This window comes from Sphingomonas sp. ACRSK, from assembly GCF_022346685.1.
GTDB classification, from domain to species: Bacteria; Pseudomonadota; Alphaproteobacteria; order Sphingomonadales; family Sphingomonadaceae; genus Sphingomonas; species Sphingomonas molluscorum.
Genome location: NZ_JAKRNR010000020.1, coordinates 1 through 20,381, shown reverse-complemented (window position 1 = coordinate 20,381; position 20,381 = coordinate 1). Strand labels below are relative to the sequence as shown.

At 66.6% G+C, this 20,381-nt stretch carries 26 protein-coding genes and 1 tRNA gene; 24 read left to right on the top strand and 3 right to left on the bottom strand.

The window, feature by feature from the left end; genetic code table 11:
- Window positions 1-6: 6 nt before the first annotated feature.
- From MHZ35_RS11995 to MHZ35_RS11985, 3 genes are all read right to left on the bottom strand, one after another.
- Window positions 7-651, bottom strand: a complete 645-nt coding sequence (locus MHZ35_RS11995) for a hypothetical protein (protein ID WP_239435868.1) — start codon at window positions 649-651, stop codon at window positions 7-9.
- Window positions 648-1,214, bottom strand: a complete 567-nt coding sequence (locus MHZ35_RS11990) for a hypothetical protein (RefSeq protein WP_239435866.1) — start codon at window positions 1,212-1,214, stop codon at window positions 648-650. Before MHZ35_RS11990 ends, MHZ35_RS11995 begins: the two co-directional genes overlap by 4 nt.
- 197 nt (window positions 1,215-1,411) lie before the next feature.
- Complete coding sequence (locus MHZ35_RS11985) at window positions 1,412-2,011, bottom strand: LexA family protein (protein WP_239435864.1); 600 nt, start codon at window positions 2,009-2,011, stop codon at window positions 1,412-1,414.
- A gap of 114 nt (window positions 2,012-2,125) precedes the next feature.
- Here MHZ35_RS11985 and MHZ35_RS11980 point away from each other — a divergent pair, with 114 nt between their 5' ends.
- The 24 genes from MHZ35_RS11980 to MHZ35_RS11865 all read left to right on the top strand — a co-directional run.
- Window positions 2,126-2,329 (top strand): helix-turn-helix domain-containing protein, encoded by a 204-nt coding sequence (locus MHZ35_RS11980; protein WP_239435863.1) that lies wholly within the window; start codon window positions 2,126-2,128, stop codon window positions 2,327-2,329.
- A 92-nt stretch (window positions 2,330-2,421) separates the two neighbouring features.
- Window positions 2,422-2,886 (top strand): hypothetical protein, encoded by a 465-nt coding sequence (locus MHZ35_RS11975; protein ID WP_239435861.1) that lies wholly within the window; start codon window positions 2,422-2,424, stop codon window positions 2,884-2,886.
- A gap of 202 nt (window positions 2,887-3,088) precedes the next feature.
- Window positions 3,089-4,606, top strand: a complete 1,518-nt coding sequence (locus tag MHZ35_RS11970; RefSeq protein WP_342453524.1) for a DEAD/DEAH box helicase — start codon at window positions 3,089-3,091, stop codon at window positions 4,604-4,606.
- The gene (locus tag MHZ35_RS11965; RefSeq protein WP_239435857.1) at window positions 4,603-5,526 is read left to right on the top strand and encodes a DUF7146 domain-containing protein; all 924 of its coding nucleotides are present in this window, start codon (window positions 4,603-4,605) and stop codon (window positions 5,524-5,526) included. Before MHZ35_RS11970 ends, MHZ35_RS11965 begins: the two co-directional genes overlap by 4 nt.
- Before the next feature lie 10 nt (window positions 5,527-5,536).
- A complete protein-coding gene (locus MHZ35_RS11960) occupies window positions 5,537-5,710 on the top strand; it encodes a hypothetical protein (RefSeq protein ID WP_239435856.1) in 174 nt (57 codons plus the stop codon).
- 22 nt (window positions 5,711-5,732) lie between these two features.
- Window positions 5,733-6,698, top strand: coding sequence for a hypothetical protein (locus MHZ35_RS11955; protein ID WP_239435854.1), 966 nt, complete (start codon window positions 5,733-5,735; stop codon window positions 6,696-6,698).
- 1 nt (window position 6,699) lies between these two features.
- Window positions 6,700-7,269 (top strand): hypothetical protein, encoded by a 570-nt coding sequence (locus tag MHZ35_RS11950; RefSeq protein ID WP_239435852.1) that lies wholly within the window; start codon window positions 6,700-6,702, stop codon window positions 7,267-7,269.
- Window positions 7,270-7,369: 100 nt separating this feature from the next.
- Window positions 7,370-7,453: transfer RNA gene (locus MHZ35_RS11945), tRNA-OTHER, on the top strand.
- 217 nt (window positions 7,454-7,670) lie between these two features.
- Window positions 7,671-7,883: a hypothetical protein gene (locus MHZ35_RS11940; protein WP_239435850.1), complete on the top strand. Its 213-nt coding sequence runs from the start codon at window positions 7,671-7,673 to the stop codon at window positions 7,881-7,883.
- Window positions 7,884-8,049: 166 nt separating this feature from the next.
- Window positions 8,050-8,544 (top strand): terminase, encoded by a 495-nt coding sequence (locus MHZ35_RS11935; protein ID WP_239435849.1) that lies wholly within the window; start codon window positions 8,050-8,052, stop codon window positions 8,542-8,544.
- On the top strand, window positions 8,510-10,489 hold the full coding sequence (locus tag MHZ35_RS11930) for a phage terminase large subunit family protein (RefSeq protein ID WP_239435848.1): 1,980 nt from the start codon (window positions 8,510-8,512) through the stop codon (window positions 10,487-10,489). Before MHZ35_RS11935 ends, MHZ35_RS11930 begins: the two co-directional genes overlap by 35 nt.
- Complete coding sequence (locus MHZ35_RS11925; RefSeq protein ID WP_239435847.1) at window positions 10,489-10,695, top strand: phage head-tail joining protein; 207 nt, start codon at window positions 10,489-10,491, stop codon at window positions 10,693-10,695. Before MHZ35_RS11930 ends, MHZ35_RS11925 begins: the two co-directional genes overlap by 1 nt.
- Complete coding sequence (locus tag MHZ35_RS11920) at window positions 10,692-12,137, top strand: phage portal protein (protein ID WP_239435846.1); 1,446 nt, start codon at window positions 10,692-10,694, stop codon at window positions 12,135-12,137. The genes MHZ35_RS11925 and MHZ35_RS11920 overlap by 4 nt, the downstream gene beginning before the upstream one ends.
- Window positions 12,138-12,147: 10 nt before the next feature.
- Window positions 12,148-14,349 carry a prohead protease/major capsid protein fusion protein gene (locus MHZ35_RS11915; protein ID WP_239435844.1) on the top strand — a complete coding sequence of 734 codons (2,202 nt, stop codon included), beginning with the start codon at window positions 12,148-12,150 and terminating at the stop codon, window positions 14,347-14,349.
- Between the two features lie 56 nt (window positions 14,350-14,405).
- Window positions 14,406-14,702 carry a hypothetical protein gene (locus MHZ35_RS11910; protein WP_239435843.1) on the top strand — a complete coding sequence of 99 codons (297 nt, stop codon included), beginning with the start codon at window positions 14,406-14,408 and terminating at the stop codon, window positions 14,700-14,702.
- Between the two features lie 12 nt (window positions 14,703-14,714).
- Entirely contained in the window at window positions 14,715-15,044 is a 330-nt protein-coding gene (locus MHZ35_RS11905; RefSeq protein ID WP_239435842.1) for a DUF2190 family protein, read from the top strand.
- A gap of 3 nt (window positions 15,045-15,047) precedes the next feature.
- Complete coding sequence (locus MHZ35_RS11900; RefSeq protein ID WP_239435841.1) at window positions 15,048-15,386, top strand: head-tail joining protein; 339 nt, start codon at window positions 15,048-15,050, stop codon at window positions 15,384-15,386.
- On the top strand, window positions 15,383-16,078 hold the full coding sequence (locus MHZ35_RS11895; RefSeq protein WP_239435839.1) for a DUF6441 family protein: 696 nt from the start codon (window positions 15,383-15,385) through the stop codon (window positions 16,076-16,078). The genes MHZ35_RS11900 and MHZ35_RS11895 overlap by 4 nt, the downstream gene beginning before the upstream one ends.
- Window positions 16,075-16,515 (top strand): hypothetical protein, encoded by a 441-nt coding sequence (locus MHZ35_RS11890; RefSeq protein WP_239435838.1) that lies wholly within the window; start codon window positions 16,075-16,077, stop codon window positions 16,513-16,515. The genes MHZ35_RS11895 and MHZ35_RS11890 overlap by 4 nt, the downstream gene beginning before the upstream one ends.
- A gap of 17 nt (window positions 16,516-16,532) precedes the next feature.
- A complete protein-coding gene (locus MHZ35_RS11885; RefSeq protein WP_239435836.1) occupies window positions 16,533-17,489 on the top strand; it encodes a phage tail tube protein in 957 nt (318 codons plus the stop codon).
- A gap of 22 nt (window positions 17,490-17,511) precedes the next feature.
- Window positions 17,512-17,799: a hypothetical protein gene (locus MHZ35_RS11880; protein ID WP_239435835.1), complete on the top strand. Its 288-nt coding sequence runs from the start codon at window positions 17,512-17,514 to the stop codon at window positions 17,797-17,799.
- The gene (locus tag MHZ35_RS11875) at window positions 17,799-18,365 is read left to right on the top strand and encodes a hypothetical protein (RefSeq protein WP_239435834.1); all 567 of its coding nucleotides are present in this window, start codon (window positions 17,799-17,801) and stop codon (window positions 18,363-18,365) included. Before MHZ35_RS11880 ends, MHZ35_RS11875 begins: the two co-directional genes overlap by 1 nt.
- A gap of 35 nt (window positions 18,366-18,400) precedes the next feature.
- Window positions 18,401-18,550: a DUF7697 family protein gene (locus MHZ35_RS11870; protein WP_239435833.1), complete on the top strand. Its 150-nt coding sequence runs from the start codon at window positions 18,401-18,403 to the stop codon at window positions 18,548-18,550.
- Between the two features lie 9 nt (window positions 18,551-18,559).
- A partial coding sequence (locus MHZ35_RS11865; protein ID WP_239435832.1) for a hypothetical protein occupies window positions 18,560-20,381 on the top strand: 1,822 nt, incomplete at its 3' end.

The following is a 20,381-nucleotide window of genomic DNA, read 5'->3' as shown; positions in this document are numbered from 1 at the left end:
CGGCGCTCACTTGACCGCCTCCAGCACGCGCCAGCCGTTTGCCGTCTGCACCCCGAGCATGCAGACTGCGCGCTTGATCTGCCGGTCCGTGTTGTAGCGGCGACGCAGGTCAAGGTAGCGCGACAGCGCTTCGTCCCTCTGTTGGGCGGTGTCCGCCAGGTCACGCATGACGCAGTGATCTTCCAGCACGCCCCGGGGGTTCAGGAGGATGCGGCCGCCGGCACGGATGAAATCGCGAACGACCCAGGTCGTTTTTCGCGCGTTGGTTGGCCTCCGGTCCATCTTTGGACCATGCTCGCGCAGCTGCCGCAGCAGTTCGTCGCGCCGGCCATCGCCACGCTCAAGATCCATCAGCAGGAAATGTGTCCAGCGCGTTCGGTGCCGCGTCTGCGTGTCCATCGGCATCCAGAGCTTGATACTCTGCTCCCCATTTCGCTCGTAACAGAGCGACACGGGGCACCCGATCGATGCCAGCAGGAAGCGGTAGAGGCTGACGTAGCCAACATCGTCATCGTCGAACTGATGGAGGGCGTTGAGCATCTCCTCGATCGGAGTTGCATCGCGCATGTCCGGGCCATCGCACAGTCTGTCATCCAGGGCCGGGATCGGTTCATCGTCAGCGGCGGCGGAAAATGGGAGGAGCTCGGTCATGCCGCCGCTCCCATCCCGATCGAGGCGGGGCTGTAGATGCCCACGATCTTCCCGATGATCTTGTCGGCGAGGTAGTACTCGCGGAGTGGGCCGTCAGAGCAGGTGAAGACGCCCGCGCGGAAAGCCGCGAGGGGGTGGATCATCCAATCGTCTTCGGCGCCGGGCCAGTTGGACCGCACAACGCGCGCCGCGGTGCGGCTCACATCGAGTCCAGATCGTCCGGCCGTCCGTCCGGCGTTATGGCGGTCCCAGCATTCCCAGCTCATACCCGAGCGCGGATGCTGGTATTCGAGGACGTAGAGACCCCCGTCGATCACGCCTTCGGAGGACCAGAGTTCGTCGTAGACCGCGACCTCCCCGGTGCGGAACATCGGCGAGTTGCCTTCGATCGCGATCACCCCATGCCGGGGCGGGATGCTCGGGAAAATGCGAAGATGCGCACCTTGGCTTTCGCCCGCCTGAAGCGGATGAGCTGAGGAAATGGTGGATTTGCAGGGCCGCAGTCGTGCGGCAACAGTCGTCCGTCCGCGCACCGATGGTGCGCGCTGTGCTTCGGCGGCCATGAGCCAACCTCCCTCCATGAGTGGAGCAGGTGGATTGGCGGAGGCTGGCCCCTATTCGCCGGGTGCCGAGCGCGTCTTTCCTATCCCTGCATCATCAGGGTCGGCTGGCCTTGCGGCTGCACTCACCTGATGGAATGCAGGATATGTCCACAATGGACATGGCGTCAACTCGTAAATGTCCGTTAAGGAAATAATCGCTAGAGCGGCATGAACGCGCCGGTCACCTGGCCTATGACCGTGAAGGGCGTGCGTCCCAGCGGTATTTCCACATGGGTCGGATTCGACGAGCACGGCTCAAGCCGAGCTGGGTCCGTGCGAAACCGCTTTACCGTAGTTTCGCCCTCTTCATTCATGATCGCATAGACCTTGCCGTCCCGCAGATCGGAAAGGCCCGGCTCGATCACCACGTAGCCGCCATCAGGGACGAGGAGGTTCATGCTGTCGCCTCGGGCGCGCAGACCGAATGCTTCGTCACTGGCGCCCACTGCGGCGACTGAGCCATCCGCATGCTCGATCGCTTCCCGCCAGTTGCCAGCCGCGATGTCGCCGACGAGGGGCACTACCCGAACTGACGCGGTGGCGCCGGCATTCCCGACGATCAGCTCAGATTCCGAGATCTCGAATGCCTTCGCCAAGCGCTCGATCCAGTCCAGGTCAAGCCGACGGTGTGATTTCTCAAGCTTCATGATCTGGGGCGCGGTCGTACCCGCGCGCTCCGCCAGCTCTTGGAGCGTCCAACCGCGGGCCATGCGCAGCGCGCGCACGCGGTTCGGGATCAATTCGCTCAGCTTGGACATGACCTACCTCTTCAGTTCGGTACGCCATATCCGTTACGGATATTAACAACCAGTGCACAGAATGGACACGAAGACAGGTTGTCTTGTGTCCAAATAGGAAATATGTTTCGCAGCATGAAGCTCGGAACATACCTGGCGTTGAGCCGCATCAAGTACGACGACTTCGCGGAGCGCATTGGCGTCGCGAATGCCGGCGTGATCAGCAAGTACGTCACCGGCAAGCGCTATCCTCGCCGCAAGTTCCTGGAAGCGATTGTCCGCGAAACCGACGGCGATGTGCAGCCTAACGATTTCCTCCTCACCGCTCCGGCGGAGTGACGCGCATGAACCGCGCCACTCTCGGAAGGGGCATTGAGGAACTTCCGGCTCCGCTTACCCCCCTAGACTGCGATCTGCGCGACTTCGGCCGGATGATGATCGACATCACGCGGCTGCGCGCGTCCGACTTTGATGCAGTCACCAGCGACGGGGCCTGGCGCGCGGGGGTCAACCTGTGGCTCACGTCCTGGCACTCGGTGCCGGCCGGATCGATGCCGGACACCGATAGCGTGCTGGCCAAGGGCGCCGGCCTCGGCCGGGATCTGGTCACATGGGCAGAGGTGAAGACGGAGGCACTGCGGGGCTGGGTTCGTTGCTCTGACGGTCGCCTCTATCACCCTACCGTCTGCGAGATCGCACTCGAAAGCTGGATCGAAAAGCTTCACCAGCGCCGGTCCAGCGGCAAGGGAAACAGCGCACGCTGGGGCGCTGCCTTCGACGAGAACAGTGTCGACGCACAGATCGACGCGGCCGCGCAGATGCTCTCGGCGATCGCGCCGAAATCCAAATCACTGTCGAAGCTGATCCGCCGGCAAAGCCGGAAGGAGGGCAAGTGAGCCTCGCTCGTTATCCCGCCGGGATCCCGCTGGCATCCCACCGGGACTCCCGACGCAATCCCAGCCGTGTCCCGATGTCGTCGCAAGAGACAGAGACAGAGACAGAGACAGAGACAGTAGTAAGAAGAAGGCCCTTACCAGAGGGAGACTTCAGTTATGTAGCGTATACGCGTGCGAGCGAACGCGCGGCCGGGGGTGCGGCATGACCCCCGACATGTTCGCTCCCGAGCCAGGCGCGCCCAAAGAACTGCGCCCGCATCAGGCGGTGGCGATCGGCCTGCTCAAGCGCTCCACTGGCAAGGCAATCCACGAGGGTCGCCGCGCGCGCTTCATGCTGAAGCTGTCCACCGGCGCTGGTAAGACCGTGATCGCCGCCGCGATCGTTCAGGGCGCCCGCACCAAGGGCAAGCGCGTCCTGTTCATCGTCGACGCGATCTCGCTAATCGACCAGACGGTCGAAGCCTTCATGTCGCAGGGCGTCACCGAGATCGGCGTCATCCAGGCGCAGCATTCGATGGAGGACTGGTCGCGCCCGGTTCAGGTCGCTTCCGTGCAGACGCTGCAGCGTCGGGGCAAGCTTCCGCCCGCCGACATTGTGATCGTCGACGAAGCGCACTGCCAGAGTGAATGGCTCAGCGAGATCATGCAGAGCGAGACTTGGGCGGGCGTGCCGTTCATCGGGCTCAGTGCGACGCCTTGGTCGAAGGGGCTGGGGCTCCTGTACGACGAGCTGATCTGCCCGATCACCATGCAGGAGTTGATCGATCGGGAGCTACTGTGCCCGTTCCGCGTCTACGCGGCGGCGCATCCCGATCTGACTGGCGTCAAGACGACCGCCGGAGACTACCAGCAGGCCCAGCTTTCGGAGGCGATGGCCGCGGGCAATCTGGTGGCCGACCTTGTCGAGACGTGGCGCCGGTACGGGGAAAACCGGCCGACCTTCTGCTTCGCCGTGGACCGTGCGCACGCCAAGAAGATCCAGCGCCGGTTCGAGGAAGCCGGAATCGGCTGCGGGTATATCGACGCATTCACCCCGACGGATGAACGCAAAGATATCCGGCGCCAGCTCGACGCGGGGCAGATCCGGGTCGTGTGCAATGTCGGGTGCCTCACCAAGGGCGTCGACTGGGCGATCGGCTGCATTATCCTGGCGCGGCCGACGAAGTCCGAGATGCTGTACGTCCAGATGGTCGGTCGCGGCCTGCGCGTGAACGAAGGCATCCCGGACTGCGTGATCCTCGACCATGCCGACAACACCCTGCGCATGGGGTTCGTCACGGACCTCGACGCTACCCGCAACACCATGTGCACCGCCAAGCGTGGCGAGAGGACAGCGCGGGAGCGCCCTGTGCCACTCCCGAAGGAGTGCGGGTCATGCGGCTACCTCAAGCCTCCGAAGACGCGGGAATGTCCGTCGTGCGGGTTCGTTGGCGAGCCGCAGTCGAAGGTCACCGAGACCAACGACGAGCTCGTCCCCGTCTCGAGGAAGCAGGCGGCCGCCACGCGCGACCAAAAGCAGGCGTGGCTGTCGCAGCTGAACTGGATTGCACGCGAGCGCGGCTACAGCCGCGGCTGGGCAGCGAACACCTACAAGAAGAAGTTCGGGGTCTACCCGCGCAACTTGGACGCCAGTGCGACATGCGAACCGTCGCATGAGGTGCGGAGCTACGTCCGGTCGTCGCTGATCGCATTCGCCAAGCGCCGGGACCGCGCGGCATGAGGATCGCGGAACGCGCAAAGGGCAGGTGGCGCACGCTGCTTCCGCGACTGGGCGTCGAGAGCAAGCTGCTGTCGGGCAAGAACCAGCCGTGCCCCGGCTGCGGCGGACGTGACCGGTTCCGCTTCGATGATCGCAATGGCGCCGGCGGGTACTTCTGCAACGGATGCGGTGCGGGTGACGGCTTCAAGCTGCTGGAGATGGTGAAGGGCTGGACGTTCGCGGAGGCCGCGCGCGAGATTGAGGGCATCATTGGCGAGATCCCCCTCGATCGCACCAGGGCGAAGATCGACCCCAGCCGAGGCCGTGACCTGTGCCGGGCCCTGTGGGGCGAATGCCAGCCTATTCGCGTGGGCGACGAGGCGCATCGCTACCTCCGCAATCGAGGCTACGAGGTGCCGGCCCTCGGGGCGCTGCGCTTCCACCCGGCTTGCCCGGTTTCGCGAGTGCCGGGCGTCGATACACTTCCCGCGCTGGTGGCCCTGTTCCGCGCGCCGAACGGCGAGGGCGATACGCTCCATCGGACCTATCTCACCAACGGCGGCAAGGCCGCGATCGACAGCCCCAAGCGCCTCATGCCCGGCGGCGTGACGAAGGGCGGTGCCATCCGGTTGATGCCGCACAATGGCGAGCTGGGGATCGCAGAAGGGATCGAGACGGCGCTCGCGGTCTGGCGCGATTTCGGGATCCCGTGCTGGGCCGCGGTCAGCGAGCAGCTGCTAAGCGAGTTCGTGTGGCCCGACGAGATCCGCAAGCTGCACATCTTCGGCGACAACGACGCCAACTATGTCGGTCAAGCCGCCGCCTTTGCCCTAGCGAAGCGCGCGTCTCTGGGCCGGACGCCGGTGCCGGTCGAGGTCCACATACCGCCGGTGCCCGGCACCGATTGGGACGACCACGGGGGGCAGGCGCTTGCCGCGTAATGAGGGAATCGTGCCGCCCTTTGCCCGCGTCGACATCCGATACCGGGGCGGCGTCGTGGTGCGCGACATCGATCCCGCGACCAGGCGCTGGACGATCAACGATCCGGATTTCGGCGGGGCCAAAGGCTCTGCCTTCGACATTGCCAGCTGGCAGCCGGCTGGAAGCACGGGGAAGGGAAATTGATGGCTGAAAAGAGGGCGTTCGCATGAGCGGGATCAACGAGAGCCGGGCGCAGCGGATTGCACGAGCGCGCCAGGAGCTGGCGGAGCGGTACGCCGCCGATCCGGAAGGCGTCGCGGCATTCAACCTTCGCATGGCTCGGCTGGCGGAAGCGCGGAAGCGCGAGCGGCAGCGGGTAGAAATGGCGATTCGTGGTGGGGCTGATCCCGAGCCAGAGCCCCCCGCGCTTGATCGGCCGGACGGTGTGAGCCGTCGCGATTGGAAGGCCCTGCGGCAGCAGAGGCAGCGCGAATACCGAGCGCGGTTCTCCGCATGGTCGAAGAAGCAAGGCACCATCGGGCAGAACATCCCGACAGCCGAGCAGCTTGCGCGAGCGCCCTTCACCGAACGGGAAGTCACCGACTACCAGGGCGGGCGGCTTGTCCGAATTGGCCGCGCGTACTGTCGCCAGCCTCGCTTCGAAACCATCGAGGGACTGACCGCCGTCCAGCTGGCGGCGCTGCGGCGCTACCGCCGGGTCTTTGACGCATCCGAATTGTCGCCGGTGAAAAGCGGCCTCGACATCGGCCCGGGCGGAGGGTCGGGCGGGGCGCATGGGGCGCTCCTGAGGGTTGAGGCGATCGCGTTCGCGGACATCGCTGTCACGCGGATCGAGAGCGCAATTCCTCACCACGACCTGCCCGTGCTTCGCGCCGTCGCGCTGCAGGATCAGGACTTCAAGGCAGTCGCCCTCGATCGCTATGGCAGCGCGTCCGGGCAGCGGCGCACCCGCATTCGCAACGAGTTCGTCAGAGCGGTTGACTCGCTCGTGAGGGCGATGGCTCCCCCGCCGCGGCCAGCCGGAGACGAGCAACCTTCGGATGCCTGCACTGCCACAGTTCCGGCAGGCGTCAGCGACGCCTTTCTCGACGAGCGCGGGTACATGCGCCCGATGGAAGAGATCGCCGAGATCATCCTTGCGAACCTTGGTGGCACCGTAGAAGGTGAATAACATGCGAGATCTGAGAAAAGCTCTGGCTGGTCTGGGCGCGCAATCGCGGAAACCCCGCCGACTTCGCGAGGTGGCGGCTATCAGGGAGATCGAGCAGATGCTGGATCAGCCAGGCGGGGCGTGGACGGCCGCGTTCCAGGAGCGCTGCAATCAGCTCTCGCTATCGATGTTTGGCGTTATTGAAGCGGACACCAAGCCGGCAGAGCCTCACCCGGACGACTTCGGAGAGAACTCCCGGCACTCGTTCAGCGACACCTCTTTCGCGTCCTATAATACCGCGCTCCAGGCGTGGTACGATTGGCAGCAGGTCATCGGCGCCTTCCAGAGAGACATCGAAGAACTTGGGAGCGAGCGATATTGGCGCCGCTACGGCCTCGATGTGACGACTGAGGATGGCAGCCTCCTGCGGTGCTTACCCCTCATCGAGCGGCAGTTATTCGCGGCCATAAAGGGGGTGCTGCCGGGAGCGAAGGTTACGTGGGACGGCACGGGCCGACGGGGCAGCCAGTCGGTCGAGGAGTGGGGAGCCGCGCTGGCGGCTGAGGCGGCTCGGTTCAGGCCTTCAAGATAGAGGTTGCGTCGGGACACGGGAAAAGGCATATCCGTCAGTACTTGGATTGCGCCCGCACCCTACCGGTGTCCGGGCGCTTTGTCGTTTCGTCACCGTCCTTCCCGATTAGCTCAGCTGGATAGAGCGCCGGACCCGCCTTCGCACGGTGCTTTGGATGCCGCGGGTTCAAGTCCCGCATTGGGCTGGGCGGTGGCGATAGATGCTGCGGCGGATAGCCCAAGAGCGAACCCGCAACCGATCAGACGCGCGCCCTTGAAGTGGCGCGCTGTCAGCTGGCCGGTGCAGACACGCCCCTCGCAAGGGCAGACGCCAAGCCTCGCAGCCGAGGCGATCCGGTGCTGGCACATGGCGGCGGCTGGTGAGAGCCCAGCACATCGATGCGCACGGAGGATGGCAGTAGGATGCACACCGCCTCTGACCGCCTGCGCCACCTCGCTGCGGACCTTGAGGTGCTGGCCGACGCGATGGAGCGGCCGTCCCGGTCGACCGTACGATCGGACATGCTGATCGCCGAATGCGAGCGCATCGCTGCCGACGTGCGGGCTGTGGTGCGGGGGCCTGTCCGGTCGATCCATCCGCCGCGCCGCCAGAGCGGCGGGCAAGCGGCCTGGTGACGGGCCGGGTGCCCCCCCCCCCCTTCGGGTCCTTCCGGCGCCCCAGGGTAATACGGGGGGCAAAGGCGCAACTTCCGTCTAGCCACGAAAATCGCCTTAGTTCTTCCTCCTAGGGGCCAAAAACGGCGGATTTCTGCGGCTTTTCCGCTCTGGAGCAGGGAAGTAGATGGAAATCGACCTAGAAGAGCCGAGCAGGCCGCAGCTCGCGGCCATGTTCCAGGTCTCCAGCCGCTGGATCGGCGAGCTTCGGTCCCAGGGTAAGATGCCGGCGGATGGTGCCTCCCTGCTGGAGAACATCGAAGCTTGGGCGGCCATCAAATACGGTGGCGCCGCAGCGGATCCGGAAGCGCTCGACAAGGAACAGGAGCAGGCGCGGCTCGCCAAGGAACAGGCCGACGCCAAGGCGATGGACAATGCCGAGCGACGCCGCGAACTCGCATCGCTGCCGGACATGGTCGCTGCCGGCGCGGGCGTGATCGTGATGATCGTCGCCCAGCTCCAGCAGGTCGGCGCCCGCGTCGCCAAAGGCGACACAAAGCTGCGCGCCCGAGTCGATGCCGAGATCAACAACGTCCTCACCGACTTGAGCATGGCCCGGATTGAGGAGGCGCGCGGCGGGGGCTTCGATGACAGCGAGCCCGAAGAAGAAGGGGGCGATTGAGCCCTATCAGGCGCCAGGTCCGCATGGTGTAGCCCTCGCCCGCGCTTGGTTGGCCGCCTGTAAGCCGCGCGAACGGCCGCCGCTGTCGAAGTTCATGGTCGAGCATGCGCGTTCCGACGACGGCGCGCGTATCCGACCGTTTCCGTTTCAGGCGGACATCGCCGACGCGTTCACCGATCCGGAGACGTCGCAGCTGTCGGTGCGAAAGAGCAGCCGCATTGGCTACTCGACCATCCTGCAGTGCTTCGTCGCTTGGCGCATCAAGTTCGATCCGGCCCGCACGCTGATCTACCAGCCGACCATTGACGACGCGGAGAAGTTCAGTCGCGACGATCTGGACCCGGTGCTGCAGTGGCCGGTCGTTCGTTCGGTTGCGACGTTCAAGCCACGACATGCCGACAACCAGATCCGGGCGAAGCGCTACAAGGGCGGCTGGATTCAGATCAAGGGCGCGAACAGCCCCAAGGAGTTCAGGCGTGTCACGTCCGACGACGTGTTCCTGGAGGAATGCGACGGCTATCCCTGGGCGTCGAAGGAAGAGGGCGACCCGGCCCGGCTGGCGTACAAGCGCAACCTGACGTCACCCCGCCGGTTCAGCGCAGCTGGCTCGACACCGAAGGTGAAGGGCTTCAGCCGGATCGACGATCTGTTCGAGCTGGGCAGCCAGGAATTTCGTTACGTCCCGTGTCCGCACTGCGGCGAGATGCAGCAGCTGGTGTTCGGCGACGGCACGGGCGCTGGTATCCGCTGGGAGCCGAAGGAGAACCCGACCCGCGCCTGGTACCGGTGCGTCAACGGCTGCGACATCGACGAAGCCGACAAGCCGGCGATGGACGAAGCTGGGGAGTGGCGGGCACAGAACCCGGCGGCGTACCCCCGGCACCGTTCGTTCCATATCTGGGCGGCCTACAGCCAGCACCCCGGCGCCGCCTGGCTGGAGATCGCGCGCGAGTTCATGGAGGTCCGCAAGGATCCGAACCTGCTGCGCACCTTCGTGAACCAGGTCCTGGGCGAGGCGTGGGCCGAGCGCGGCGAAGCTCCGGAGTGGCAGCGCCTCTATGATCGCCGGGAGAAGGCGATGCGGCTGGGAACGCCTTCGGCCATGGCTGGGCTTCTTGTCGGTGCCGCTGACGTCCAGCGCGGTGGCGGCGGCCGCATCGATCTCGACATCTGGGCTTTCGGCCAGAACGGCCGGCGTGAGTTCGTCGAGCGCATCGAGGTCTTCGGCTCGATCTCCGACAAGGAGACCTGGAAGAAGCTGGACGCGGAAGTCTCTCGCACCTGGACCAGCGAAGACGGCCGCACGATGCGACTGGCTCGGGTGGCGATCGATTCCGGCGACGGCGAGAACACCATGGAGGTGTACGCCTGGGCCCGACGCCATCCCGGCTTCGTGATGGCGGTTAAGGGCCGGCACATGATCACGGCGAACCAGCCGATCGGCTCGCCGACCTGGCAGGACGTCACCGTGAACGGCCGCAAGATGAAGCGCGGCGTCCGGCTCTGGAACATCGGCACGTCGATGCTCAAGCTGGAGCTGTTCGGCGACCTGGAGAAGGAAAAGCCGGTCGACGGCGAGGAATATCCGGACGGCTACGTCTACCTGCCGGACGGCACCACGGACGAGTGGATCAAGCAGCTGGTCGCCGAGGAACTCCGGATCATCCGCCAGCGCAACGGCGGTTTCCGGCGTGAATGGCACAAGAACCGGGATCGAAACGAGGCGCTCGACAACGCCGTCTACGCCCGTGCGGTCGCCTTCTCGCTCGGGGTGGACCGGTGGACCCCGGCCCAATGGGCCCTGTTGCTAGAGAAGCCGCCCGAGGTCCGCGCGCCGAAATCCGCTGCGAAGAAGGCGGCTCCTGCAAAGCCGATCTCCGCCGCACCGAAAAAGCCACCGCCGCCGAAGCCGCCGAGCAACTGGATGAACCGCAGGAGGCGCTGATGGCCTACACCCAAAGCGACCTGGACGCGCTCAGCAAGGCGATCACCGCCGGAATCAAGAGCGTCACCTATGCCGACGGCCGCCGTGTTGAATATCAGACGCTGGCCGACATGCGTGCGCTTCGCGCTGACATGAAGGAGGAGATCGCAGCTGGCGGGCGCGTGAGCCAGCCGCGCACGACCGTTGGCCGGGTGATCCGCCGATGAACGTCATGGATCGTGCCATCCAGGCGGTGTCCCCCGTGTGGGGAGCCAAGCGCGCCGCAGCTCGCCGCGCTCTCGGCTACCTCAACAAGCCCACGCAGCGCTACGTCGGAAAACCGGGCGACTGGGATCGCAACACGGGCAATCCGGACGACGCGCGGCCTGCGCGGATGGTCGATCGCAAGCGGGTGATCGATTTGGTCGCCTCCGACCCATTCGCGCGCAAGGCGCTGTCGGCGCTGGTGAACAACACCGTCGGCTGGGGCATCACCGGTGCGCCGAAGAAGGCGCCGGCGACGTTCCGCAAGTTGTGGAACGATTGGCTGAAGGTCTGCGACTGGTACGGCCGGCTCGGCTTCTACGGCCTTCAGGAGCTGGCGGCCCGGACGATGTTTCGCGAGGGCGAGGTCTTCATCGTCTTCCAGACGCTTTCCCTGGCGGAGGCAAATGGCACGATTCCGCTGCGCTTGCAGCTGCTCGACGCCGGGATGCTCGCGAACACGGTCTATAGCCACGGCGGCAACGATGTGGTGGACGGCATCGAATACGATGCCCGCGGGCGCGTAGTCGCATATCACTTCTACGAGGGCCGTCCGAGCCAGCGGTGGGCGTCATACCGGACCGTCCGCGTTGCCGCAGAGGACGTGATCCACCTCTTCATTCAGGAGTATGTCGGGCAGCGCCGGGGGCAGAGCGTCTTCAATACCATCGTGAAGCGGCTGGGCGACATCGACGAGAGCGTCGAGGCCGAGCTGGTGCGCAAGAACGTCGAGGCATGCTTCGCCGCGTTCATCACCCAGGGCGTCGACGACAACGGCGTCGTGTTCGGCGAACTGCAGGGCGATGCGGAGTCCAGCCCTATCGGTGTGCAGAGCGAGGGGCTCACCCCGGGCATGATCAGCCGCCTGGCGCCTGGCGAGAGTGTGAAGTTCGGGGATCCGAAGGCCTCCGGCGGCCTGAACGACATCCTGCGCCTCGCCTTGCTGTCGGCGGCGGCTGGCGCCGGCATCACCTATGAGCACTTTGGTGACCTCTCGAACGTCAACTTCTCCAGCTACAAGGCCGGCAACCTGGAGTTCCAGCGGTCGACGGGCCGGATCCAGTTCAACACACTGATCCCGGTGTTCCTCGATCGGGTCGCGGCCCGCTTCCAGGAAGCGGCTTTCCTCGCCGGCATGATGCCGAACCGTTCCTACGAGATGACCTGGTCGCCTCCGCCGTTCGAAAGCATCGACCGCAAGGGCGACGCCGAGGCCGACATCCTGGAGATGGCAGCGGGTCTCGAAAGCCGTCCGAACCTCGTTGTCGCGCGCGGCTACGACCCCGACCAGCTGCGAGCCGAGATCGCAGAGGATCGCAAGCAGAATGGCGCCGCCAATCTCGTGTTCGCGGGCGACGCGCCCCCGACCCAGTTTGCGCCAGCCGCGCCGCCAGCTGCCGCATAGGAGCCTGCCCATGACCAAGCCGAAGCCGGCGCCGAGCGGCGTCGATGAGCCCCCGCGCGCGATCGGCGACACCGCTGACGGTCCGCTGCCGCCGCGACGCAAGCGGTCTGCCCTTGCCCTCGCGCTGGTCGCGGGCGCCGGCATCGCCGGCATGTTGACGCGGGACGCCCCGGGCCAGCGCCCGGGCGCCGATCCGGAAGAGCGCCGGCAGCCGCAGGCAGGCGGACGGGGCACGCGCAGCCTCGCTCTCGCTCCGGACAGCTACGATGCCGAGGCGCACACGGTAGAGGCGATCCTCTCCACCGGTGCGGCCGTCCAGCGCTATTACTTTGTCGAAGAGCTAGAGATCAGCGCCGACGCGATCGACCTGACGCGCGTCGCTGGCGGCATTTGCCCGCTGCTCGACACGCATAACCAGTTCGAGGTCGGGGCGCAGATCGGCCGCGTGACGTCCGTCCGCATCGAGGGCGGGCAGCTGATCGGGACGTTGCAGTTCGACCAGACTGCTGCCGGACAGGAGATCGAGGCGCGCGTCGCCCGCGGCGAGCTGCGCGCGATCTCGATCGGCTACCGCGTCACCCGCTGGCAGATCACCGCCACCGACGAAAACGACAACGAGACCTGGCGCGCCGTCGCCTGGGAGTTGCTGGAAGCCAGCCTCGTGCCCGTTCCCGCTGATCCGAACGCCGTGGTTCGGTCTGCACCCGGGACCCCCGCCCACGGAACCCAAGAGGAAGAAGATATGCGACGGAACCTTCCGGGCGGCGGTGTCGCCCACCCGAATGCCAACCGCGGCGCCGCTGCCCCCGCGCAGACGGCCGCTGACACGCCCGTTGTCGTCGAGCCGAACGGTGGCGCCCGCACGGAACCGAACACGCCCGCAGGCGCGGGCGCGGCCCCGGTCAGTGACACCCGCGCCGCTGGCGGCGTCTCGGCGTCGCGCATTCTCGACCTGTGCGGCCGCTCGGCCTCGCTCGGCAGCGAATTTGCGGCGGAGCTGATCCGTGCAAACGAGACGACGCCGCTGACCGAAGCGGACCTGCTCGGCAGAGTGAACGAGCGCCTGATCGCCGATCGCCCGACGATCGACGCGCGCGCCGGCGCCACCGGTACCGAGAGCGAGGGCTATCGGCAGGCGATCGAGGACGCGGTGATGCTCCGCGCGAACCCCGACACGCAGCTGCCGGACGAGCCGGGCCGAACCCGTGCACAGCGCCTGGACGCGGCGCGCGAGTTCCGCGGCATGACGCTGATGGAACTGGCACGCGACTATCTCGGCCGGACCGGCATCAACACCCGCGGCATGGGGCGCCTGGACGTTGCCGGCGCCGCGCTGGGCATGCGCTATGGCGCGCTGACCACCAGCGACTTCGCGAACGCGCTCGGCTCCGTCACCAGCCGCCGGATCCGCGGTGCGTTCGATGCGGCGCCGCAGACGTTCCGGCCGATCGTCTCGACCGGCACGCTGCCCGACTTCAAGCCGGCACAGATCATCGGCCTGGGCGATGCCCCGGCGCTGCTGAACGTGCCCGAGAACGGCGAGTTCAAGCGCGGCGCGATCACCGACACCGGTATGACCTATCGGCTGTACACCTATGGTCGCATCATCGCGATCTCGCGGCAGGCGATCGTCAACGACGACCAGAACCTGTTCGGCCGTATCCCGACCATGTTCGGCCGCAAGGCGGCGGACCTGGAGAGCGATCTCGTCTGGGGCATCCTCCTGTCGAACCCCGCGATGGCGGATGGCGTACCGCTGTTCCATGCGAGCCATGGCAACCTCGCGGCCTCGGGCGGACCGATCAACGTCGAGAATGTCGGCAAGGGCCGCCAGGCGATGCGCCAGCAGAAGAGCAACGAGGGTGGCTTCCTCAACATCGGCGCCACTTATTTGATCGTGGGCCCGGCCCAGGAAACGGCCGCCGACCAGTTCGTCACCGCGATCACCGCCAACACGAACAGCGCGGTGAACCCGTTCGCGGGACGCCTCCAGGTGATCGTGGAGCCGCGCATCACGGACAACAGCTGGATGCTGTCCGCCGACCCGAACGCCTTCGATACGATCGAGCTGGATCATCTGCTCGGCCAGGAGGAGCTGTTCACCGACACCCGCGTCGGGTTCGACGTCGACGGCGTCGAGAACAAGGCGCGCCTCGATGTCGGCGCGGCCGCGCTCGACCACCGCGGCTTCTACAAGTCGCCGGCCTACTAAGCGGTCAGTCCACTGCATTGGCGGCGGGCAAGGCTCCCGCCGCCGGGAGAAAGCACATGAAGACGATCAGCTTGCGGCAGCCCCTGCCGATCGGCGGGCCTGTCCACCACCCGTCGGAAGGTCCGGTGACCGTGGAAGACGCTCTCGCCGAGCACCTCGTCAGCAGCGGCCTCGCCGATGAAGGCGACGGCGAAGAGGACGACGAGGAGTTCGACGAAGAGGACGACGGCCTTGAGGACCTCACCGTCGCCGACCTCGGCATCCTGGTCACCAAGGAGGGCGTGCCGCTCCATGGCGCGACCAAGAAGGACGACATCATCAAGGCGATCCGCGCTCACCGCGCCGCCGAGTAAGGAGCAGCATCGATGAAGAACCATATCCAGCCGGGGGTGAACCTCACCCTCACGGCTCCGCGCGACCTGGCGAGCGGCGAAGGCTTCTTGGTCGGGTCGATCTTTGCCGTGGCATCGACGGCGGCCAAGGCCGGCGAGCAGGTGGTCGGCGTCACCGAACAGGTGTTCGATCTGCCGAAGGCGACCGGTGCGGTGACGCAGGGCGCGAAGGCGTATTGGGACGACGCCGCCCGTAACGTCACGACCGTCGCCGGTGGCGTGCTGATCGGCGCGTTCGTCGACCCGGCAGCGAGCGCGGCAGCGACGGGCCGAGTGAAGCTCACCGGCCAGATCGCCGCCTGAGCCATGGATCCGTTCGCCTCGGCGCTCGACGCCCTGTTTCATGGGCCGGGTTCCGAGGCGGCGGATTTCGTGTCCGAAAGCGGCGTGCAGGAGGGTGTCCGCATCATCCGGTCTCGCCCGACCGCCGATGCCACCTTCGGCGAAAGCCGGATCCGGCAGGACACCACCGAGATCGACGTGCGCCGCTCGGAAGTGCCGGACCCGGCCCCCGGTGACCGCTTCGTAATCCGCGAGATCGATCCGGCCACCCAGGCTGAGGTTGAGACCGTGTGCATCATCGCCGGAGATCCGGAGCTGGACGTCGAGGGCATGACCTGGACCTGTTCGGCGCCGCCAGCATGAACGTCGAGATCGGCATCCCCGACTTCGCCAAGGTCATGCACGAGGCGGAGAGCAGCGTCGCACGCGCCGCGACCGTCGCGATGCGGGCCACCACCGGCGACGCCCTGCGCGAGCTGCGCGGCCAGGTCACGTCGGCCGGGCTCGGCCAGCGCCTGGCGAATACCTGGCGCGGCAACGTCTATCCAAAGTCGCGCAACGGCATGAACCCGGCCGGCTACATCTACAGCCGCGCGCCGGACATCATCGACAGCTTTGTGCGCGGAGCCACCATCCGGCCCGTCGGCGGCGCGAAGTTCCTCTGGATCCCGACCGGCAACGTCCCGCGGGCGAATGCCAGGATGGGCAGGATCTCCAGGCAGTCGAACGGTCGCATGGGCTCTCGCGGCCTCAAGGGAGGCGCGCTGACGCCGGAAGAATGCGAAGACCGGTTCAACGCCGACTTCATCATCCGGCAGGGCAAGCGCGGCCACCTGCTCGCCTTCATGCAGTTGATACGCTCACGGAACGGCCGCGGCGTCCGCGCCAATACCGCCGGCCGGCAGCGTCAAGGCCGCACCGCCAACCTGACCCTCATGTACACCCTCGTGCCGAGCGCACGCATGCCCAAGCTGCTCGATCTGGACGGCCCCGCCAATCGCTGGAGCGCCGCCTACATCGCCGCCTTCACCCGCGGGCTGGAGAAGAACTGGTGAGCAAGCGCCTCGACGTTCTCGCCGCCGTGAAGGCGCTGATCGAATCCGCGCTCCCAGGCGCCACGGTGCTGGGAATAGACGGCAAAGACGCAGCGCCCGCGCGCGTACCACCCAACGGCCGTGTCGTCGTGCGCAGCGGTGAGCCAGGCGAGCCAGAGATCGACCTCTGTCCGCCAGTCTACCACTACGACCACCGCATTCCGATCGAGGTCGACGGCTACCAGACTACCGCGCGAACCGGCGAGGAGGTCATCGACGAGATGATGGGCCGGATCGGTGCCGCAGTGGAAGCGGATCGCACGCTCGGCGGCCTTTGCAACTGGCTGGAGCCCACCGTCCCGAACACCGACGACATCTACGTCGAGGGTGCGAACCCTGCGCGCGGCGGCGATTTCGACCTGGTCGCCTCCTACTCGACCACTTCCCCTCTCAACTGAGCCCGAAGGAACCCACCATGGCCGTTCAGCCTACCCGCCGGCGCGCGCTCGGCATCAATGCCGTGCAGGCGGCCGTGTTCGAGACGTCCTATGGGCAGACGCCCACGACGGGCTTCAAGCGCCTGCCGTTCGTCAGCAATGCGCTGGGCGAAGAGCGCCCGCTGATCGAGGACGATCAGCTCGGCTTCGGCCGCGAGGGGCTGGACCCGGAATATGACGTCGCGACCAACGACGGCGACGTTGTCGTGCCGATGGACACTCGCGCGTTCGGCTGGTGGCTGGCGCTGCTGTTGGGCGCTCCGGCCACCGCGCCTGTCGAGGGCGGCGGCTATGCGCACACCTTCGTCTCGGGCAAGACGGAACTGCCGTCCGCCTCGATTGAGATCGGCAACCCCGAGATCCCCAGCTTCTCGGTCAACTTCGGCGCGCTCGCCAATCAGCTGCGCGTATCCATGGCGCGTTCCGGCATGCTGAACGCCACCATGGGCATCATCGCCCAGGGCGAGACCCGCAAGCAGGCGTTGAGCGTCGCCGGCACTCCGGGCATGTTCCACGGTGACCGCTTCCAGCAGGCAACCGGCTCCATCAAGCGCGGCGGCGAGGTCCTGGGCAGCGTCACGGCTGCCGGCTTCACCTATTCGAACAACTACGAGAAGGTGGAGGCCATCCGCGAGGACGGCCGGATCGACGGCGCGGATCCTCTCAAGGCGATGATGACCGGCGAGCTGACGATGCGCTTCGACCGGCTCGACCTCTACGACGCCACGGTCGACGGCACGCCGATCGACCTGGAGTTCGGCTGGAAGCGCGGTGACGCCAGCCTGATCTTCACCGTCCCGCGCGTGTTCCTGCCGCGGGTGAAGACGCCGATCACCGGCCCGGGCGGCGTCCAGGCGACCTCCAACTGGCAGGCGTCCGGCGCCGGCGGCCACACGCTCACAGCCGTGCTGACGAACGACGTCGCCGGCTACTGATCCCCTCCAGCGGAGAATGCCCGTGAAGAAGGAAGACACTGCCGCGACCGTGGCGAATGAGACGCCGGCGCCCGCTCCGAAGCCGGTGCCGACCCAGGCGAAGGTCGGCGTGACGCCCGACTTCGCGAAGCTGCGGGTCGTCGATGCCGACACCGGCAAGACGATCGCGCATGTGCTGGAGGCGGACACGGAGAAGGGGTTCGTCCGCCGCTATGCGGTGGAGGGCGGCAACTTCGTGCGCGAGGGCAGCGACCTGAAGGCCATCGAGGAGGAGCGCAAGGTCCGCTTTGAGTGGATCGAGGCTGCCTGATGCTCGTCGTCAGCAAGCGGGCCGAGGGCCCGGCCTGGCTGTCCGTGATGGGCGCGCAGGTGTTGTTCGCCCCCATCGACCGCAAGATGATGCGTGCAGCGCGCCGGGCCGCGGTGAAGGCTCTCCGCGGCGAAGATGCTGCGGAGGCGGACGAGGCTGGCGATGCGCCGGCCAGCGAGCAGCTGGAGGAGTTGGGAGATGCCCTGAGCGTCGCCCTGATCCTCGCCGGCGCGCTCGATTGGAAAGACGTTTGCCGGATGGCCGACGGCGAGGACACCAGCGCCGGTGAACCGCTGCCGTTCAGCCGGGAGAACCTGGAGCACGCGCTCTCGGACCCGCTGATCTTCGACGCGTTCGATCAGGCGTATGTCATGCCGTTCGTCATGCGGGAGCGGACAAAAAACGTCTCCGCCGCCTCTCAGAATGGCACTGGGGAGGCGGCGATGCTGGAGAGCGGTACTGCCAGCTCACCTGCCAAGCCGGCGAAGGTGGCCGGTGCAAAGCGTGCCCGTACCGGGTCGAAGAGCCCGACACCGCGGAAGCGGAAGGCGTCTGGGAAGTCCTGACGTCCTGTGACCGGCAGCTGCGGGTCGGGGGTGGCATGCCAGGCAAGCCGTTCGCCCTGGATTACGCGGCAGTGATGGCGGTCGGCGCCGCTCTGGATGCCGACATGGAAATGCTGGCGGATGTGCTGCCGGCAGCGGAAGCGGCGATCGTCGCGCAGTTCGCCGGTGATGACGGCGGGGATTGAGGAGGGCGCGTGGAAAAGTCCGTCTCGATCCGCATGGGAACCACTGGTAAGGCCGACGTCACCCGCACCTTTGACGAGATCGCCGCTTCTGGCGACGCATCGGCGAAGCGCTGGAGCAAGGCCTATGAGCGCGCCGGTGAGGACGTCGAGGCCGCCCTGCAGCGTCAAGCCGCCGCCGCCGCCAAGATCGCTGCCATCGCGCCGCAGTCTTCCGTGCAGATGCGGATCGAGGATGCGAACGGAACCGGCTTTGGGCAGTGGGAGGGCTCTGCCCGCAAATCCGCCGCAGCCTTCAAGGAGCTGATTGCCGCCGAAGAGCAGCTGGACGCGCGCACCCGCGCCTTGGTGAGCGCCATCGATCCGGCGTTCGCGGCGCAGCAGCGCTACAATGCCGAGATGCGTGAGGCCGCGGCGCTGCATGATGCCGGGCGGATCACGCTCGACCAGTTCATTGCTGCCGAGCAACAGGCAGCGGCCGTGCTCGACAAGGTGGCGGGCATCACCCGCACCACGGCGCAGGAGACTGCTGAGCTCACCGCCATGCAGGCGCGGGTGGAGGCGGCTGCTGGAACCGGCTTCGGGCAGTGGGAGGGCTCTGCCAAGCGCTCTGCGCTGGCGATGGGGGAACTGCTCGATGCCGAGGAGCGGCTAGAGCAGCGCACGCGCGCGCTGATCGCCGCCATCGACCCGGCCGCAGCCGCGCAGATGCGCTTCGACGCGGAGATGTCGAACGCAAGGGAGCTCGTCAGCCGCGGGGCGATCTCGCTGGACCAGTATGTCGCCAAGCTCCGGTTGGAACAAGACGCGCTCGACGACGCCACCGCCGCGCAGATGCGTGCGCACGCTTCGACCGGGCAGCTCCGTTCCGGCAGCCAGCAGCTCGCCTACCAGATCGGTGACATCACCCAGCAGTGGGCGCTGAACACGCCAATGATGGTGATCTTTGCCCAGCAAGGCGGACAGGTGGTGCAGGCGCTCGATCTGATGACGGGCGGAGCCAACCGCTTCATCTCCTTCATGGCGGGTACGTGGGGCGCTGTTCTCCTGGGCGCCGTCATGATCGTTGGGCAGTTGATCAGCCGATCGGACGACGCGAGCAACGCAGCCGACGAGCTAGCAAAGCATCAGGAAAGCCTGTCCGGGATCATCGACAAGACGACCGGCCGGATCAAGGAACAGAACCAGGCGCTGTTGCAGAACGCGATTCTCGCCGCGCGCAAGGACGTGAACGACACGCGCGCTGCCTACGTCGACGCGCGCACCAGCTTCGTGAACACGGCCGTGCCAATCCCCGGCTTGGCGCAGCTGCAGCAGCAGTTCGCCCGCGGCGAAAAAAGCGCAGCTCAGGTCTCTTCCGAACTGGCCGCTCTGACCCGCGAGTTCAAATATGGGACCACCGGCTATAAGCAGGTGGAGCACCTGCAGGGCCTGCTGAAGAACATCGTGGATACGGCGCGGACGGGTGTCAGCGCGCAGGCACAGGCAAGGCTGCTGGATGGCGCCGGCCGGCCGGGCGATGCGGCGATCGCGTTTGGAGACTTCAGCGGGGGGCGGAATGACCCTGCGAACACCGCCATCCTTGATGCTCAGGCGCGCTTGCAGGCCGGGAACCTAAGCAAACTGCAAGAGGCGCAGGAAAAGCTCACCATCGCGCGCGAGAAGGCGAAGGAGGAACTGGAAAAGGGCATCATCACCCAGAACCAGTACACAGCCCGCCTGGCGCCACTCGAGGCGGCTGTGAACGCCGCCCGGGAGAAGACCGACCGGCACGGGCAGTCCCTCGCGCGGCAGGCCGCAGCGATGGACGTAAATGCGCAGGCTTCCCTCGATC